This window comes from Pseudomonas sp. BIGb0381 (assembly GCF_024809815.1).
In the GTDB taxonomy this organism is placed as follows: domain Bacteria; phylum Pseudomonadota; class Gammaproteobacteria; order Pseudomonadales; family Pseudomonadaceae; genus Aquipseudomonas.
Genome location: NZ_JANUEN010000014.1, coordinates 1 through 18,168, shown reverse-complemented (window position 1 = coordinate 18,168; position 18,168 = coordinate 1). Strand labels below are relative to the sequence as shown.

Sequence of the window (18,168 nt, the reverse complement as noted above, 5' to 3'; positions counted from 1 at the left end):
GGAGCGACATCCCATGATCGAGATCCGTTCTTTTCGTGATCTGCTACGCCTGTTCTTTATCTTCCGACACGAGTTCAAACTGGCCGCCATGGCGGCGCTGGTGATCATCCTGCTGGGGGCCTTCCTGCTGCCGGCCAAGTACGAATCCACGGCACGCCTGCTGGTCAAGCCGGGGCGCGATTCGACGCTGCCCATCGAAATCAGCAACCGCCAGGCGCTGGTCATGCCCAGCACCCAGCGCGACCCAATTGTCGATGAGGAGCGCCTGCTGACCGGGCGCCCGATTGTGCGCGCAGTGGCCGAGCACTACCTGGAAGTGATCAACAACGCGCCACCGCCGGAAGGCTTCTGGAAGCGCACCAAGTTCGCCATCAAGCGTGGCGTGGGCGCGGTGTTCGATGGTATTCGCGTGGTGCTGGAAACCGTCGGCGTGATTGAAAAAACCACCCCGGTGGAACGCCTGGCCGCCGGCCTGGAAAAAAGCTTCGAGGTGAGTCATGCCCCCGGCTCCACGGTGATGGACATCACCTTCACCTGGGGCAACCCGCAGATTGCCCAGGCGGTGGTCAAGGATTGGGTCGAGACCTATATCAACGAACGCACCCAGGCCCTGGGGCGCAAAAGCCTGTATGCCTTCTATGAAGGGCAGGTATCGAACAGCGCCACTGAGATCAAGCGCTACAAGGAGCAGATCCTCACGCACCTGAACCAGATCGGCGCGGCGAGCATCACTGATCGCCTGGAAGACTTGTCCGAGCGCATCAACGTGCTGCGTGGCGAAACGTTCAATACCACACGCCTGATCGCCTCCTCCGACAGCGCCATCCAGAGCACCCGCACCCAGCTCAAGAGCCAGCCCAAGGAAGTCACCACGGTGCGCCAGATCGCACTGAACCCTCAGCAGCAGGACTTGCGTCGCCTGCTGAACCAGAAGCTGCTGGAAAAGGCCGACATGATGCGCACCTACACGGACAACGCGCCGCCGGTCAAAGCCCTGGATGCGTCGATCCGTGCGATGCAGGCCCAGGTCGCCAATGAAAGCAACACCGTGCAAAGCTCGGAAAACCGTGCCCCCAACACCCTGGAAATCCACTTACAGCGAGTGCTGCTGGATGAATCGAGCAACAACCTGGCGCTGCGTACCCAGCTGACTCAACAGCAAAAACAACTGGCCAACCTTGAAGCCCAGCGCAAGCAGGCCCTGGAGATTGAACCGGAGCTGACCCGCCTTGCCCGCGAGCTGAGCGCCACCGAACGCAACTACGCGCTGTACGTGGACAACCTGGAAAAATCGCGCATCGACCGTGAACTGGATAACAGCCAGATCAGCAACATCGCGGTGATCGAAGAAGCCACCCTGAACCCCGGCCGCATCTTCCCGAAAACCCTGGTGATGCTGGTGCTGGCGCTCCCGTTTGCGCTCGTCGTCGGCCTGCTGGTGATCTACCTGTGCTACCTGCTCGACCAGCGCATCCACGATGGCGGCCTGGCAGAACGCAAGTTCGGCTTGCCGCTGTGGACCACCCTGCCGGAGCTGGACACCAGCACCGCCCAAGGCACCAACGCGTTCAATGCGAGCATCTACCGCCTGTACGGTTTGCTGCAGTTGGACCGCATCGCCGAACAGGGCCTGACCCTTGGCCTGACCTCGGCGCGCCATGGTGAGGGCGTGACCTTCGTGGTGGAACAACTGCGCCAGTTGCTGCAGGAAAACGGCATCACGGTGCGCGTCGGCGGGGTTGCACCTGCGGCGCCGGGTGAAGTGGTGCTGCTGGACGCATCGGCGCTGCTGGATAACCGCGATGCGTTTATCAACCTGCGTCGCGCCGACCTGATCGGGCTGGTGGTGGAAGCGCAGAAGAGCACGGTGCCGGTGGTGGAGCACGCGCTGTCGATCCTCAACACGGCGTTCGGCAAGGTGGACGGCATCATCATCAACCGGCGCAAATTCGAGGTGCCGGCCAAGGTGCTTAAAACCATCGCCAAGTACCGGGGGGCGTTCTGATGCGTGTCGCCCTGCTCGCCCCGCTGCCACCGGAGAAAAATGGCATCGCCGACTACGCGAATCATTTCCGCACGGCCCTGGAACAACTGGGGGTGACGGTGCTGACGCCGTTGGCCGGTGTGGCGGGCAATAGCGAGGCGATCAAGCAGGCCGTCGGTGGGTTCGACTGGCACAGCGTGGACCTGGTCCACGCCGAGTTGGGCGGCGGACGGCTGGGGGAGTTCCTGGCACTGCGCGAGTTGCGAAAGGCCTACCCGGCGCTGCCCTTGACCGCCACGGTGCATGATCCCGAACGCATCGTCTGGCGGCGTGAGCGCTTGCCGTTCCCGTTGAACCTGCTGGAGCGCTTGCCCAGCCCGATACCGCAGGCGGCGGTGGTGCTGGCCGATCCGCTGACCTTGCGTGAAGAGCGCCAGGTCGCCGCCGGTTTGACGCGCTTGATCACCCTCACCCGCCTGGGCGCCGAGTGCCTGAGCCAACGCATGCAACTGCCGGCGGGTAAAGTGGAGGTGATCCACCATGCCAACCTGGCGATTCCATCGGCGCCGTTACCGCGCCTGGATACGCTGCACCTGCTGTACTTCGGTTTTATCTACCGGGGCAAAGGCATCGAAGACCTGTTGCAGGCCCTGGCCGGCATGTTCAAGCAAGCCCCCGAATTGCGTGGCCGTGTGCGCCTGACCCTGGCCGGTGGCACCGCTGCCGAAATGGCGTTTGGCGCGGGCGGCAATTACCTGGAACAGTTGAACACGCAGATCGCCGAACTCGGCCTGGCCGATGCCATCGACTGGCGGTTGAACCTGCGGGCTGAAGAGATTGCCCAGACCATCCAGGCCCACCATGTGATGGTGCTGCCCTATCGCGAATCGAAAAAGCTCGGCCTGCTCGGGCGCCAACGCGGGACCAGTGGCGCGCTGTCCTGGGCTGCCGCCTGCGGGCGCGGGGCGATCACGTCTGACGCTCGCGCGTTTGCCGAGGAAGTCGCCAGCGGCAATGGCGCCATCTACCCCGAAGGCGATGTGGCCGCGCTCAGCGCGCAACTGCTGCGCCTGGCACGCACGCCGCTGCTGGCCCGGGACTGGGCCGAACGCGCCGGCGAAATCGGCCGCGAGCGTTTGTGGCCGTTGACCGCGCAGACGTTCAAGACGCTGTTTGAACACGCCATCGAGGGCAGCCGCCATGGCGCGTAAACGCACTTACGTCGCCACCCTGGCCGTGGTCGCCGCCCTGGGCCTCACCGCGTTTTTGTGGGGGCGCCAGGCCGATGCCGAAAGCCATGTGCTCAAGGGCAACAAAACGCTGGTGTGGAAGGATTTCCTCGGGGTGAACGCGCAGTTCCTGTGGTTCGCCCCTGAGCGCTATCAAAAGCAGATCGACCGTCTCAAGGCGCTGGGCCTGGAGTGGGTACGCCTGGATTTGCATTGGGACCGACTGGAGCCGGTCGAAGGGCAGTACCAGGTTGCGACGCTGGATCAGTTGGTGGGCAAACTGCAGGACAACCAGCTCAAGTCCGTGTTCTACCTGGTCGGGTCGGCGCCGTTCGCCACCACGGCGCCGGTGGGCGCGCCCTATCAGGACCAGTACCCGCCGAAAGACCCGAACGTGTTCGCCAACCGCATGGCGCTGTTGGCCCAGCGCTACCCCAGTGTCGACGCCTGGCAGGTGTGGAACGAACCGAACCTGCTGGGCTTCTGGCGCCCGGTGGCCGACCCGGCCGGCTACGCCACGCTGCTGACCACCAGCTCCGCCGCGTTGCGCGCAATACACCCAAGCAAACCGGTGGTGGCCGCCGGCATGGCGTTCTTCAGCGAAATGCCCAACGGCCAGAACATGTTCGATGCCCTCGGCGCCTTGGGCGTAGCCAGCCTGAATACCGTCGTCTCGTACCACCCCTATACCCAATTGCCCGAAGGCAACGACCCGGCCAACCTGGACTTTATCGCCAGGACCACCGCCCTCAACCACGCCCTGCGCAGCGGTGGTGTGCAGGCCCTGTGGAGCACCGAATGGGGCTGGTCGACCTACACCGGTCCCAAAGACGCCCAGGACATCATCACCCCACAGGCCCAGGCCGATTACGTGGTGCGCCGCCTGGCGCTGATGAGTGCGCTGGATTACGACCGGATTTTCCTGTTTACCCTCAGCGACCTGGACCAGCGCGCCAGTGTGCGGGACCAGTCTTACGGCTTGCTCGACATCGACGCCAACCCCAAGCCGGTCTACACCGCGCTGAAAAACTTCCTCGATGTCAGCGGTCCGACGCTCACCCCCGGCGACCCGCCCGGCGCCGACCAGTTGCCCGACGGCCTGTTCAGCATCGGCTGGACCCGCGCCGACGGGCGCAAGCTATGGTTCTTCTGGTCGGCCGAGGGCGGCAATGCACACTTGCCCGGCCTGGCCGGCGCCACGCTGTACGACCCGTTGCGCGGCACACAAACCCCGGTAACCGGTACCGACGGCCTGACCGTGCCGGTCAAAACGAACTTGCAAATCCTGTTATGGGACTGAGGCCTGCCATGCGCATTTTATGGATCCTGCCCTACTCGCCCTGGCCCGCCACCAGCGGCGGCAAGACGCGCCAGTTTCACCTGCTGCGCAGCCTGGCCGCGCGTGGGCATCGGATCACCTTGCTGCTGCATGACAAGCACCCGGTATCCCTCGCCGACCGCCAGGTACTGGAAGCAATTGTCGAACAGTTGATCATCCTGCCGCGCCGCCCGTTGCGCAGCCTCAAGACCCTGGTGGCGGGGCTGTTTGCCCCCTACCCGCTGCTGGCCAGTGTGAACGGCCTGTCGGGCGAGTTGCGGGACACCTTCAATGGCTTGCTGGGTGAACAGTGGGACGTGGTGCAGATCGAACACAGCTACAGTTTCCAGCCTTACGAAGAGGCACTGGCGCGTAAGTCCCAGCCCTTTGTGCTGACCGAACACAATGTGGAGTCGGCCCTGGGCGCGGCCACCTACGACCGTTTGCCGCGTTGGTCGCTGCCGTTCATTCGCTACGATCAATGGCGCTATACCCGCTGGGAACGCCGGGTGATGCACAAGGCCACGCAGGTGGTGGCGGTCACTCAAAGCGATGCGCACATCCTGGAAAAGATCGCCGGCAAACCCGTGCCAGTGGTGGTCAATGGCGTGGACTGCGATCACTTCGCTGCGGCCCATCCCGACCCCTCGACATACCGTGTGCTGTTCCTCGGTAACTATGAATACGCGCCGAACGTGGACGCCATCGAATGGGCACTGGATGAAATCCTGCCCAAGGTCTGGGCGCGCTGTGCGGAGGCGCGCATGAGCGTATGCGGCTTCGGCATGCCCGACAGTTGGCGCGAGCGTTGGAAAGACCCGCGTATCGAATGGCAAGGCTTCGTGCCCAACCTGCTGGACCTGCAATCGAGCTGTTCGGTGTTCCTGGCGCCGTTGCGCCATGGCGGCGGCTCCAAGCTCAAGGTGCTCGAAGCCTTGGCCGCCGGCCTGCCACTGGCCAGCACCGAACAAGGCGTGTCGGGGCTGGACCTGGTGGAAGGCCTGGACTACCTCGGCGGGCAAAGCGTCGACGACTTGGCCGATGCCGTGGTGCGCCTGCTGCAATGTCCTGAGGCCGCTGCGGCCATGGGTGAGGCCGGCCGCGCCTATGTGCGCCGCGCCCATGACTGGAGCGTCGCCGCCAGCCAATTGGAGCAGGTGTACGCCACCCTCGTGCCGCTGAGTCAGAGGGAGCCCGTATGCGTATAGGCCTGGATTACCGCACCGTCGGCACCTCGCCGCAATCGGGCATCAGTCGCCAGGTGTATGCGCTGGAGAGTGCGCTGTACACCTTGCCGGGCATCGAACTTGAGCGGTTTACCGTGGCGCCCCTGGGGGATGAGACCCGCTTGCAGGCCCATTGCCCGGCGTGGGGCTGTGCCAAGACCGCCATGCACCAGCCGCACCATCGCCTGCGTTTCGAGGCCGGCTTCCTGCCAAGCGCCTTGCGTGAGCAGCACATCGACCTGTACATCAGCACCTTCAATATGGGCCTGCCGCTGCCCCCCAAACCGACGGGGTTGCGCACGGTGGTGCTGCTGCATGACCTGTTCCAGATCACCCTGAACAACTACCACGCCAACCGCTTGAAGGCGCTGATCTACAAGACCAGCGATCGCCTGTCGATTGCCTACGCGGTGCACAGCGCCGACCGTGTGTGGACGCCGTCGCAGTACAGCGCCGATGAAACCGCGCGGCTGTTTCCCAAAGCGGCGGGCAAGATTCGCGTGCTGCCCAACCAGGTCGACGGATTTGCCGAGCTGGCGGCGGACCTGACCGCACGCCAACTGCCGCAGCGCTACTGGCTGCTGGTGGGCACCCGAGAGCTGCGCAAGAACGTGCCGTTTCTGGTGGACGCCTGGCAGCAGGCGCGGCGCCAATCCCCCGCCGTGCCGGAGTTGGTGCTGGTGGGCAGCCTGGATCATTTGCCCGAAGCCCAACGCACGCTGCCGGGGATTCGTGCCTTGAGCGGTGTGTCGGATGCCGAGTTGCACGCCCTCTATCGTCAGGCTTCACGCCTGTGGCAACCGTCCTATGCCGAAGGCTTTGGCCTGCCGGTGATCGAGGCCCTGAGCGTCGGCACGCCGGTGGCGGTGGCCAGTGGTACTTCGCTGGATGAAATCACCCCGCCGTCGGCCCCGCGTTTTTCGCCCACCGATGGCCCGGCGCTGGTGCAATTGATGGTCAGCCTGAGCGTGGGGCCGGATGAAGAATCCGCCGAGCAACGGCGCCTGTGGGCGCAACGTTTCAACCACCACGCTTATCGCCTGCGCCTGGCTGAACTGATCGAGGAACTCAAGTGAGAGTGAACCTGGCAAGCCTCGTCGCGATCCTCTTCGGCCTGCTGTTTGGCGCGCTCGCCCTGCTGCTGTCGCCGGCCAAGGCGTTCCTCGCCGTGATCGGCCTGGCGGGGGCGGTGACCATCCTGCGCTTCCCGTTGTGGGGCCTGTTGCTGTTCGCCATGATCGCCACATTCATGCCCTACTCGACCATCAACCTGGGGATCCGCAGTACGGTAAGCGAGGCGATCCTGGCCCTGACCTGGGGCGCGGTGCTGTGGCACCACTTCCTGGCCCGCCTGCCCGATACGCCAAGCCTGACCCGCCGTCCCACCGACCAGATGCTGCTGTGGCTGATGCTGTTCAGCGTGTTCCCGTTCATCGTCGGCCAAGTCACCATCCACGCCGACAGCAGCGGCGTGGCCAACTGGCTGCGCTGGTTGCTGAGCCTGTCGGCGGTGTTCCTCTGCGCCAGATTACTGGTGGACCGCAAGCAGCGCGAATCCTTGGTGATCGCCCTGTTGCTGGGCAGCCTGGCGATGCTGGTGCTGTCGATTGCGGTGTTCGTGCGCACGCGCTCCGGGGCCGGCATTGCGCCGATTCTGGCGTTGTTCAACTACGGCAACTTCGACATGTTGAAATTCGGCCTGGAGGCCATGTCTTCGCGCATGGGTTCGCCGTGGATGCACCCGAATGCCATCGGCGGGATCATGGCATTGCTGCTGCCCCTGGCCTTCTGCTTCGGCATAACCGAGCAAGGCTGGAAGCGCGCACTGGGCCTGGGCGTCGCCTGCCTGGGCGCGGCCGCGTTGCTGTTGGCCAGCAGCCGCGGCGCGATGGTCAGCCTGGCGTTGGTGCTGCTGTGGATGGCCACGCGCCGCGTGCCCTACACCGGGCGCCTGCTGATGATCGGCGCGGCGTTGACGGTGGCGCTGGTGATGGCCTACCCACCGTTGCAGGAACGCCTGGCGACGATTTTCTCGTCGGACAACGCCAGTACCGAAGTACGGTTCGACGAGTACCGCATGTTCCCGCAGGCGGTGGTGTCTTATCCATTTGGCATCGGCTTCAAGGTTGACCCGCCGGTGCCCGGCACCGACCTGCTGGGTATCTCCAACCTGTGGCTGAACTTCATCTACAAGACCGGCATCGTCGGCATGCTGTTCTTTGTGGCGGTGACTGTGCGCTGGTGGCGTGAAGCGCGTCCGGAAAAAGGCCCGATCCGCCTGACCAAGGATAATGCCCTGTGGCTGGGCACCACCGGCGGGATTCTGTCGGCGCTGGTCAGCGGCCTGTTCGACCACTACTTCAGCTTTGCGGTGGTGATGGTGGCGTTGTTCTGGCTGATGGTGGGCATCAATGTGCTGGAGGCGCGGCGGTTGTTTCCGGCGCGGCTGCCGCAGGTGAAGTCCGTGGCCTACCGCAAACCCCTGCTTGATGGGGCACGTCCCTGATGCTCGGCTCTGCCGCCTGGCTGACCCTGGCGACCCTGTTGGGCCTGTGCCTGGGGTTTGCCCGCGAGTGGTTGCTGGTGGCGGCCTGGGGCGCCGGAGAGCGCAGTGACGCCTTCCTGATCGCGCTGTTTTTGCCGGAAGCACTGCGCATGTCATTGGCTGGCGGTGTGCTGAGCGCCGCCGCGCTGCCGCTGTACCTGCAGCGCAAGGACGGCGAGCGCCTGAACTGGCTGGCGGTGGTGTTCCCGGCGTTGCTGCTGATCGCGCTGGTCACCAGCCTGCTGCTGACGCTGTTGGCACCGTGGCTGGTGCAAGTGCTCGGCCCGGGGTTGGCCGACACCGCCACGGCATTGGCCAGCCGTAACCTGCAGATCGTCGCCTGGTGTGTGCCGGGCTTGATGCTGCATGCACTGTTCAGCATTCCCTTGCAGGCCAGCGAACGTTTTGTCCTCGCGGGGCTGGGCTCGTTGCTGTTCAACCTGCCGCCGGTGGCTTACCTCGCCCTCGCGGGCACCTCCAGCCAACCGCACTCGCTGGCCCTGGCCTGCCTGGCCGGGAGCCTGTTGATGCCGCTGGCGCTGTTGCCCTCGGTGTGGCGCCAAGGCTGGCGGCCATGGCGCTGGCAACTGACCTTCGCGCCCTTGCGTGAGCTGGGCCAACGCATCGGCCCGCTGTTGTTGAGCAATGGCGCCAGCCAAGGGTTGGCGCTGATCGAGCGGCTGGTGGCGTCGCTGCTGGGCGAAGGCGCGGTGACCTGGGTCAACCTGGCGCGCAAGCTGATGAACCTGCCGCTGATTGCGCTGATGAGCCTCAACCAGGTGCTGCTGGGCATGATGAGCCGCCGCCAGGGCGATGAGCGCCTGGCCCTGCTCAAGCGCGGCGTGGAAACCGCCAGCGTGCTGACCTTGCCCGCCGGCGTCGGCCTGGTGGCTGCAGCCCCGAGCCTGGTGGCATTGCTGCTGCCCAAGCAATCGATGGATTCGCCGTTGCCGCTGCTGCTGGCCTGGTTTGCCGTGCCGTTGGTATTCGGCGCCTGGAACGCCTTGCTCGCACGCTATGCCTACGCCGCCGGCGATACGCGCCAGCCGCTGCGCTGCGAGTTGCTCGGCAGCCTGGTCAACGTGTTGCTGTTGGCCGCCCTGCCCTTTGTGTTCGGCCTGGCCGGTATCCCCTTGGCCGCACTGGCCGGCGTGATCTGCACCGCACTGCTGCTGATGCAGCGCCAGGCCTTGCTCGGCGCATTGCCCTGGGCCCGGCACTGGCTGCTCAGTGCGCTGCTGATGGGGCTGGCGGCTCTGGTGCTGTTTGGTATTGAGGGCGTGTGGCGGCAACTGGGGCTGAGCACCCTGGCGGGCACCATGGTGTTGCTCGGGATGGGGCTGTGGCTCAAGCCGTGGCGCAAGGCATGACGCTTATTGTAGGCGCTGGCTCGCCAGCGCCTACAAGGGCGGTGGAGTTTATGGATCGGGAGCACTCAGGTGAAAAATCGCTGGATTCAAATGGATATCGCCAAAGGCATCGGCATCCTGGTGATCGTGTATGCCCACAGTTGGTTTGTCGCCACGTCCCTGGACCTGATGTACCCGATCCTGGCATCGTTCGTGCTGCCGTTGTTCTTCTTTTTGTCGGGGGTGTTTTTCAAGCCTGAACAGCCGTTTGTCGAGATGGCGGTGCGCAAGGCGGATGGCCTGCTCAAGCCGTTCTTCTTCACCCTGCTGGTGTATGTGATCGTGCGTGGCGTGCTGCGCGGCCAACCGCTGCTGCCGGATATCGGCGGCGTGCTGTACGCCTCGGTGGACACCATCCCGTGGCAGGCGCTGTGGTTTTTGCCGCACTTCTGGGTGGCGATCCTGTTCAGTTGGGCGGTACTGCGGCTGATCCAACGCCTGCCGCTGGCGGTGAGTTGCGCGGTGATGCTGGTGCCGCTGCTGATCGGCATCTGGATGCTGCCATTCTTCTGGCAATTGCCGGTGACCTTCGGCGGGCAAACCTGGGTGCTGCCCGGCTTGCCGTTCAGCCTGGACATCACCCTGATCAGCAGCGCGTGTTTCGTCTACGGCTACCTGCTGCGGGACTGGTTGCGTACCCATGCGGGGTCACTGCTGACGCTGTTGGTTTCGGTGGTGCTGTTTGCGGCGGTGTTTATCTACAGCCACGACACCATGGACCTGGCACAGCGTCGCTACGACCACTGGCTGTGGACCAGCCTGCTGGCGGTGATTGGGGTGTACCTGTGCTGGGCGTTGGCGCGGGTGCTGATGGCCTCGACGTTGATCACCCGGGCCATGACCTACATCGGCCAGTCGACCCTGATCCTGCTGATCTTCCACGGGGAGATCCAGCACAAGACGTTTGATTTGATGGAGCGTCTTGGGCTGCATGCGTTTGTCGCGGCATGTATTGGGTTTGTGGTGGCTGTGGTGGTGCCGTTGTTGATCGGGGAAGTGATCAAGCGAGTGGCGTTCCTGCGTTTTTTCTACTTTCCGTTTCCGGTGCGCAAGGCTGCCAAATAACGGTAGGAGCGAGGTTGCTCCTACCGTTATTTGGGTTCAGTCATCCAGTTGTTGTGCAGCGGGCTTGCCGGCATGTTTCGCAGGCTTGGCGCCCTTGGCCGGAGCCGGTGCAACGGGTTCTGGTTCCGGGGCGGCGACGGTTTCTTTCTCGGCCATCGGCATCTGGTCGATGGCACTGAAAAACTCCTTCAAATCGAGGGTATCCGGCGGTACGGTTTTCTCGACTTTCTTCTCGCCATCCTTGCCCACCAGGATCACTTTGGTGCCGCTGCCGGCACCCAGTTTGAGGGCGCGAATCAGCGCGTTGGTTTCAGGCGGCGTGAGCTTCTTGTTGTCTTTGGGGTCTTTGGCGAACTTCTCACCTTCGGCACCGATGCTGCCGAACTTCACGGTGTAGAACACCATGCTGCGCTCTTCAAAGGACTGCTTGGTGGCAGGCTCGTCCAGTTGTTTCTTGAGGGTCGCCAGTGTGTCGTTGCCGGAATCAAGCTCCACCACCACCAGTGGCCGGGCTTTGCCCAGGTCCTGCTTAAGCGGGTTGATATCATCAGCAGCCAACAGCGGCCCCGTAAAAGCCATCAAGGTAGCCAGGGTCAGCGACCGGATGAGCATGCGCACCTCCTTTGAATTCCATGCAGGGTTCTTGAGTTTCATGTCTGCGACAGTCAAATTCAAGGATGATTCCTACACCGCGTTCAGAAAGCGTAGGTCAGGACGCCCGCTGCGCAAGGGGTTGGAGTAGACATCCGGCATTGTTTCCTTTGATTGCGGAAACATTACGAGACCTTCCAGTCCGGCCAATGCCGGGCAAACACAGGCGCCACGATAGGGTCGACATCCACTTGCGCGAGAGTCTGGGCAAAGCCAGGCGCCAGGGCGCTCAACGCTTCCCGTGCCTGATCCCAGCGCGACACCGCCGCCGCCATGATGCCCAGCGCATTCGGCTCGCCGTTGGGCGCAAACAACTGGCCGGCAAACTGTTCGGCAAACACCACCCAGGCCTGATGCAAATAGCGGCGCGTGCCCGCGACCAATTGCGCCTGCACCGCTTCATCGGCGTTGCCCAGCCAGCGTTGCGGGTAGTCGATGATGCCGATGGCCGAATAACAATTGGCCGCGATGTACACCAGGCCCCGGATGATCTGGGCACGGTCGCCGCCCAGCAGATGCGCGCCGGGAAACGCCAGGCCGAGGTGGATCAGGATGGCCGCGCTTTCGGTCAGCACCTGGCCATCAGGGGTGACCAGGGTGGGCACCTGTTTGAGCGGGTTGATACGGGCGAGCTCGTCGCTGCCCTCGCCGTCGGCCCAGGAGGCAGCGTCCACCCGTCGCCACGGCACCGCGCACCGCTGCAGGGCGATTTCGATCATGCAGGAGCCGGACTCGTCGATGCCATAGAGCGTGTACATTGCCTTTCCTCCATTGGATGAATCAAAGATTTTAGAACAGACCCATTTGCCCGCCGACCAGGGTGCTGAAATCGTCATTCACGAACGGCAGGATGGCATCCGCGACCGGTTGCAATTGCCGGGCGACGTAGTGGTCGTAATCAATCGGCGCCTGGCGTACTTCCAGCGGTTCGGGGCCGTTGACGCTGATCACGTAGCTGATCCAGCCGCCGCGCTGGTATTGGCGCGGGCGCCCCAGGCGGTCGTTGTATTCATCAGCGAGGCGCGCCGCGCGTACATGGGGCGGCACGTTGCGCTCGTAGTCGTCCAATTGGCGGCGCAGGCGCTTGCGGTAGATCAGCAGTTCATCGAACTCGCCGCTCAAGGTGCGGCGCACGTAGTCGCGTATGTAGTCCTGATGGGGCTGGCGGTGGAAGATGCGCTGATAGAGTTCCTGCTGGAATCGGCGGGCCAGGGGCGACCAGTCGCTGCGTACGGTCTCCAGGCCTTTGTAGATCATCTCTTCGCTGCCGTCGGCACGGGTGACCAGGCCGGCGTAGCGTTTTTTGCTGCCCTCCTCCGCGCCGCGAATGGTCGGCATCAGGAAGCGGCTGAAGTGGGTTTCGTATTGCAGCTCCAGGGCGCTTTGCAGGCCGAACGTGCTGTGCAGGTGCTCACGCCACCACGCGTTGACGTGTTTGACCAGCGCCTGGCCGATACGGCTGGCGTCTTCCTGGGAATGTGCGCTGCCGAGCCAGACGAAGGTGGAGTCGGTGTCGCCGTAGATCACCTCATAACCCTGGGCTTCAACCAGTTCGCGGGTCTGGCGCATGATCTGGTGGCCGCGCATCGTGATCGAGGAAGCCAGCCGTGTATCGAAGAAGCGGCAACCGCTGGAACCGAGCACGCCGTAGAAGGCGTTCATGATGATTTTCAGCGCCTGGGACAGTGGCGCGTTGTGCTCCCGCTTGGCCTCTTCACGGCCTTCGGAGACGCGCGCGACGATGGAGGGCAGGCAGTGCCGGGTGCGAGAAAAACGTGCGCCGCGAAAGCCTTCTACTGAGTCGCTGTCGTCGGGGTGCTTGAGGCCTTCGATCAGGCCCACCGGGTCGATCAGGAAGCTGCGGATGATCGACGGGTAGAGGCTTTTGTAATCGAGTACCAGCACCGACTCGTAGAGGCCGGGGCGCGAGTCCATGACAAACCCGCCGGGGCTGGCCTGGGGCGGTTTGTCGCCCAGGTTTGGCGCAACGAAGCCCTGGCGGTGCATAAGCGGCATGTACAGGTGGGTAAACGCCGCCACCGAGCCGCCGTTGCGGTCGGCCGGCAACCCGGTGACGCTGGCGCGTTCGAGCAGGAACTTGAGCAGTTCGGTCTTCTCGAAAATCCGCGTGACCAGCTCGCAATCCTTGAGGTTGTAGCGCGCCAGGGCAGGCTTGTCCTCGGCGAACATGCGGTTGATTTCGTCCATGCGTTGATACGGGGTGGAGATGTCCTTGCCCTCACCGAGCAGGGTTTGCGCGACGTTTTCCAGGCTGAAGGATTCGAAGCTCCAGGTGGCCGAACGCAAGGCCTCGATACCGTCGATAATCAGGCGCCCCGCGGCCGCGGCGAAGTAATGGTTGCGGCTGCCGTGTTCGCGCCAGGCCATGGGCTCATCGCCGCGGCCGAGCATCAGCGGCACATTGAGGCGCTGGGCATGTTCATGCAGGACGCGCAGGTCGAACTGCACCACATTCCAGCCGATGATTGCATCGGGGTCATGGGTGGCGAGCCATTGGTTAAGGCATTCGAGGAGTTGGGCGCGGGTGTCGCAGTAGTCGAGCTTGAAATCCACCGCGCCAGTCTTGTTCGGCGGGCCGAGCATGTACACCTGGCGTTCGCCGCAGCCTTCGAGGGCGATGGAATAGAGGTCGCCCTGGGCGGTGGTCTCGATATCCAGGGACACCAGCTTGAGCGGCGGGCGGTAGTCGGGCGCGGGCTTCATCTGCGCATCGCACAGGGCACCACTGGCATCGGGTGTACCGCCGAACCAGACCGGAGCGGTGATGAAACGCTCCATCATATAGCGTTCGGGCGGGCGCACATCGGCTTCGTAGACGTCGACACCGGCGGCGCGCAGGCGTTTTTCCACGTCCATCAACTGGCGATGCTGGCGAGTGTAGAGGCCCAGAACCGGACGGTGATGGAAATCGCAGAGTTGCAGCGGGCGCAATTCGATATCGCGCTCGCCCTTGAGCAACCAATCCAGCGGCTTGCGATGGGCCTCGGGAATGAACATCACCGAGGTCTGCACGGGTAGGCGGATAAACCGTGGGCCGTGGTCTGTGGCCAACCAGAAACTGACCTCCGTGCCCGCCAGGGTATCGCGCCAATGCCGGGTCAGGACAAAACCCTGCTGTAAATCCACCGTACCGCACCTCAGGAATAGCTTTCAGGCGTTGATTCTACTCGGCATCCGCGCCATCGGTGTACGTTCCTTCCAGCTCAACGCCAGCGTGGACTGGGATGTACCCGTCCTGCAAGGCGTGACCCTCAACGGGCGCATGCTGCGCACCGGTGGCCAGTACGCGGTGCGGCCAACAACCTGAGCCTGCCGGCCTGGAGCCGCTTCGATAGAGGCGCGCGCGATACGTTCACGCTGGACCAGCGTGATGTGACACTCGGGGCCACTGTGGAAAACGTCGCCAACGAAAAATACTGGGAATCGGCTCAGGGCGGGGTCCTGAGCCAAGGCGATCCTCGCGCAGCCAAGTTGTCGGCGACGGTGGACTTCTAACGGCGGCGAAAGCGGGCAACAGTGGATGATGCCCGCTAACCGGCTCACGCCCTACGTGCTTTGCTCAAATAGTTTTCGATATTGCCCATCTGCTCGTCCCAGCCACGGGAATTCATCTTGAAGGCCTTTTGCCGACGAGCCTCCGGTACCGCGTCGAAACCGGATTCCACCACCCGTAGCAAAATGCCCGGCGCCCGATCCTCAATGGTGAATTCCACCAGTGTCGGTGTTTCCTTGTCGTAGTCGACGCCCTCCTCCACTGCGAAGGGGTGCCACCAGAAAGAGAACAGCGTCTGCGGCAGGATGCGTTCGATTCTGGCTTTCCAGATCACATGTTCGTAACCTGGGTAGGTAATCGGCGCCTCTATGGTTTCCCCTGCCACAAAGGCTTTGCCCTTAAGGGCGATGCCAAACCAATTACCAAATTGCTCGGCATTGGTGAGCGCTTCCCAGACCTGTTTACGTGAAGCGTTCAGCAGAACTTTTCGCTCGATGCGATCTAATACGTGCATAAGTCACCTCCTCCGTTGACAGTAGGCGACATCAAACAATGCGCAACCTCAGGTTGTAAGCAATCATGATGACCCCGTCCTTGAACCGGCAATACGTTTATGACTGACCCATTGAATGGAAGTTGCTTCTGCACAGGTGTTCGCTATCAAGTGGACCAGCTGGACATGCCGATCAGCCACTGCCACTGCTCGAGCTGCCGCAAAATACATGCGGCGCCGTTTGTCGCCACCGCTGGAGTAATGCGCGAACATTTTCGCTGGACGCGGGGGGAGGAACTGTTGGCGTCCTTTGAATCTTCGCCGGGCAAGCTCAGGCATTTCTGCTCGCGCTGTGGCTCACATCTGATAGCGGAACGTGGGCATCAACCCCATGTGATCGTGCGGGTGGCGACGCTCGACGATGATCCGGGCGTCAGGCCCACCTCGCACATCTGGACGGCCCATGATGTGCCCTGGCTTGCCCATGAAGGCATAGAGCAATGGGACGAGTGGAAGGCATGACTTAGACGTGCGGGTCACCTGGCGCTTTTGCCGGCGTCGCATATTGCGGCTTCAGGTGACCTTCCTGGTCAAGTAACCAGGCATCCATGATTTGCCGCACCACCGGACCCGCGACGCGGCCACCGGCCTCACCGTTTTCGATCATCACCGAAATAACGATTTTCGGGTGTTCGGCCGGGGCGAAGCCAACGAACAACGCGTTGTCACGGTGGCGCTCCAGGGTCTTCTCGCGGTTATAACGCTCGCCTTGCTTGATCGCAACCACTTGCGCGGTACCGCTCTTGCCGGCAATGCGATATTGCGCCCCTTGTGCGGCGGCCCGGGCGATACCTCGTGGGTCGTGCATCACCAGTTGCATGCCGTGGTTGACCTGCTCCCAATCACGCGGATCCTTAAGGACGACGTTGGGCATCGGGTTCTCGTCCACCGGCGGCTCGCCATTGATAGTCTTGGCCAGGTGCGGTCGATTCCACACGCCCTTGTTGGCGATCAACGCCGTGGCCTGGGCCAATTGCAGCGGTGTGACTTGCATGTAACCCTGGCCAATGCCGAGGATCACGGTTTCTCCTGGGAACCAGGGTTGGCGCCGTGTGGCGCGCTTCCAAGCCTGGGATGGCATCAAGCCAGCTGACTCTTCGAACATGTCCAGGGAGACTTTCTGGCCCAGGCCGAACTCGGCCAAGTAGTCGTGCAGGCGGTCAATGCCGAGCTTGTGAGCAAGGTCGTAAAAGTAAGTGTCATTGGAACGCATAATGGCAGCGTCCATGTCTACCCAGCCGTCGCCGCTGTGGTTCCAATTGCGGTATTTGTGGTCAAAGTCAGGGAGCTGGTAGTAACCAGGGTCGAACACACGTGTCTGTGCGGTGACGACTCCGCTGTCGAGGCCGGCGATAGCCACTTCCGGCTTGATGGTCGAACCCGGCGCGTAGAGCCCCCGCAATACGCGGTTGAACAGCGGCCGGTCGATGGAGTCGTGCAACGCGGCATATTCCTTGAAACTGATGCCGGTGACGAACAGGTTCGGGTCAAAACTCGGCTTGCTGACCATGGCCAGCACTTCGCCGGTTTGCGGATCAAGGGCAACCACCGAACCACGGCGATCGCCCAAGGCCTCTTCCGCAGCTTCCTGGAGCTTCACGTCGAGGCTCAGGACGATATTTTTGCCGGGGATAGGGTCGGTGTGCTTGAGCACACGCAGTACGCGGCCCTGGGCATTGGTCTCGACCTCTTCATAGCCGACATGACCATGCAGTTCGGATTCGTAGAAACGCTCGATACCGGTTTTGCCGATGGACTGTGTGCCACGGTATTCCACCGAATCAAGGGCTTTGGATTCTTTCTCATTGATCCGTCCCACATAGCCGATGGAGTGGGCAAAGTGCGCACCCAGCGGGTAGTGACGGACGAATTGCGGTTCTACGTCTACCCCTGGCAGGCGGAACTCATTCACCGCCAGCAATGCAATCTGCTCTTCGGTCAACTCGTAAAACAACGTCACAGGAACGAACGGGTGGCGTGCCTGCTTCAGGGCCTTGTCGAACAGCGCACGGTCTTCGACAGGCAGGTGCAGCAAGTTGACGATAGCGTCGAGTTCACCCTTGAGGTCGGTGGTGCGCTCGCGAGTGATGGTCAGATTGTAGCTGGGTCGGTTATCAGCCAGCACCACGCCATTACGGTCATAGATAAGGCCGCGCGTCGGAGTGATGGGCAGCACGTGGACGCGGTTGTTCTCAGAAATCGTGGAATGGTAGTCGAACTGTACGACTTGAAGGAAATACATACGCCCCACTAGGGCACACGTAATGCCTATCACCAACAACGCACAAGCGAGCAGGCGCTTGTTGACTAGGCGGTTCTCTTTTTCGTGATCTTTAATCGGTATCGGTGCGGGCATTTCTACAGCATCTCGTTGAAGAAGGTCGACGCCGCGTCCTGCGATGAAAGATCAGTCCTTGAGAAATGTGCTGCACCATACCAAAAATGCAGAAACACTTTGCATTGAATTCCCCAACGGCACTCTGAAGTGAGTTCCATCTCGACGGGTACGGTGATACGGCAGCCGCCCTTGAGGATATTCAACAGCTCACTCGGCTAGGCGTGCGCACTTTTCGACCGCCCAAAACAAAACCCCACCTGCTTTCGCAAATGGGGTTTCGGAATTTAATCTTGACGATGACCTACTCTCACATGGGGAAACCCCACACTACCATCG

The 18,168-nt window shown here is 62.6% G+C and carries 14 protein-coding genes and 1 pseudogene; 10 read left to right on the top strand and 5 right to left on the bottom strand.

What is annotated here, in order from left to right; genetic code table 11:
• The first annotated feature begins 13 nt into the window (after positions 1 to 13).
• From M2397_RS27230 to M2397_RS27195, 8 genes are all read left to right on the top strand, one after another.
• Entirely contained in the window at positions 14 to 2,005 is a 1,992-nt protein-coding gene (locus tag M2397_RS27230; RefSeq protein ID WP_131700051.1) for an exopolysaccharide transport family protein, read from the top strand.
• Complete coding sequence (locus tag M2397_RS27225; protein WP_259244801.1) at positions 2,005 to 3,195, top strand: glycosyltransferase; 1,191 nt, start codon at positions 2,005 to 2,007, stop codon at positions 3,193 to 3,195. The genes M2397_RS27230 and M2397_RS27225 overlap by 1 nt, the downstream gene beginning before the upstream one ends.
• Complete coding sequence (locus tag M2397_RS27220) at positions 3,185 to 4,513, top strand: beta-galactosidase (protein ID WP_259244800.1); 1,329 nt, start codon at positions 3,185 to 3,187, stop codon at positions 4,511 to 4,513. Before M2397_RS27225 ends, M2397_RS27220 begins: the two co-directional genes overlap by 11 nt.
• 8 nt (positions 4,514 to 4,521) lie before the next feature.
• Positions 4,522 to 5,739 carry a glycosyltransferase family 4 protein gene (locus M2397_RS27215; protein ID WP_259244799.1) on the top strand — a complete coding sequence of 406 codons (1,218 nt, stop codon included), beginning with the start codon at positions 4,522 to 4,524 and terminating at the stop codon, positions 5,737 to 5,739.
• A complete protein-coding gene (locus M2397_RS27210; RefSeq protein ID WP_259244798.1) occupies positions 5,730 to 6,833 on the top strand; it encodes a glycosyltransferase family 1 protein in 1,104 nt (367 codons plus the stop codon). Before M2397_RS27215 ends, M2397_RS27210 begins: the two co-directional genes overlap by 10 nt.
• A gap of 2 nt (positions 6,834 to 6,835) precedes the next feature.
• Positions 6,836 to 8,263, top strand: coding sequence for an O-antigen ligase (locus tag M2397_RS27205; protein ID WP_259244797.1), 1,428 nt, complete (start codon positions 6,836 to 6,838; stop codon positions 8,261 to 8,263).
• A complete protein-coding gene (locus tag M2397_RS27200; protein WP_259244796.1) occupies positions 8,263 to 9,672 on the top strand; it encodes a lipid II flippase MurJ in 1,410 nt (469 codons plus the stop codon). Before M2397_RS27205 ends, M2397_RS27200 begins: the two co-directional genes overlap by 1 nt.
• 90 nt (positions 9,673 to 9,762) lie before the next feature.
• The gene (locus M2397_RS27195) at positions 9,763 to 10,776 is read left to right on the top strand and encodes an acyltransferase family protein (protein WP_259244795.1); all 1,014 of its coding nucleotides are present in this window, start codon (positions 9,763 to 9,765) and stop codon (positions 10,774 to 10,776) included.
• A 36-nt stretch (positions 10,777 to 10,812) separates the two neighbouring features.
• Here the strand turns inward: M2397_RS27195 and M2397_RS27190 are convergent, their stop codons facing one another.
• The 3 genes from M2397_RS27190 to M2397_RS27180 all read right to left on the bottom strand — a co-directional run bounded on the left by M2397_RS27190 (position 10,813) and on the right by M2397_RS27180 (position 14,574).
• Positions 10,813 to 11,388, bottom strand: coding sequence for a DUF4174 domain-containing protein (locus tag M2397_RS27190; RefSeq protein WP_131700059.1), 576 nt, complete (start codon positions 11,386 to 11,388; stop codon positions 10,813 to 10,815).
• A 164-nt stretch (positions 11,389 to 11,552) separates the two neighbouring features.
• On the bottom strand, positions 11,553 to 12,185 hold the full coding sequence (locus tag M2397_RS27185) for a glutathione S-transferase family protein (RefSeq protein ID WP_259244794.1): 633 nt from the start codon (positions 12,183 to 12,185) through the stop codon (positions 11,553 to 11,555).
• Between the two features lie 31 nt (positions 12,186 to 12,216).
• Entirely contained in the window at positions 12,217 to 14,574 is a 2,358-nt protein-coding gene (locus M2397_RS27180) for a DNA polymerase II (RefSeq protein WP_259244793.1), read from the bottom strand.
• Positions 14,575 to 14,617: 43 nt separating this feature from the next.
• On the opposite strand from M2397_RS27180, the pseudogene M2397_RS27175 reads away from it, so the two are divergent.
• Positions 14,618 to 14,943: pseudogene (locus M2397_RS27175) on the top strand (TonB-dependent siderophore receptor); the annotation flags it as partial.
• A gap of 44 nt (positions 14,944 to 14,987) precedes the next feature.
• On the opposite strand, the gene M2397_RS27170 reads toward M2397_RS27175, so the two are convergent.
• A complete protein-coding gene (locus M2397_RS27170; protein ID WP_131700062.1) occupies positions 14,988 to 15,455 on the bottom strand; it encodes an SRPBCC family protein in 468 nt (155 codons plus the stop codon).
• A gap of 99 nt (positions 15,456 to 15,554) precedes the next feature.
• Between M2397_RS27170 and M2397_RS27165 the strand changes: the two genes are divergently transcribed.
• The gene (locus M2397_RS27165) at positions 15,555 to 15,956 is read left to right on the top strand and encodes a GFA family protein (RefSeq protein WP_184746657.1); all 402 of its coding nucleotides are present in this window, start codon (positions 15,555 to 15,557) and stop codon (positions 15,954 to 15,956) included.
• 1 nt (position 15,957) lies between these two features.
• On the opposite strand, the gene mrdA is transcribed toward M2397_RS27165, so the two are convergent.
• A complete protein-coding gene (mrdA, locus tag M2397_RS27160; RefSeq protein ID WP_184746655.1) occupies positions 15,958 to 17,850 on the bottom strand; it encodes a penicillin-binding protein 2 in 1,893 nt (630 codons plus the stop codon).
• Positions 17,851 to 18,168 lie beyond the last annotated feature (318 nt).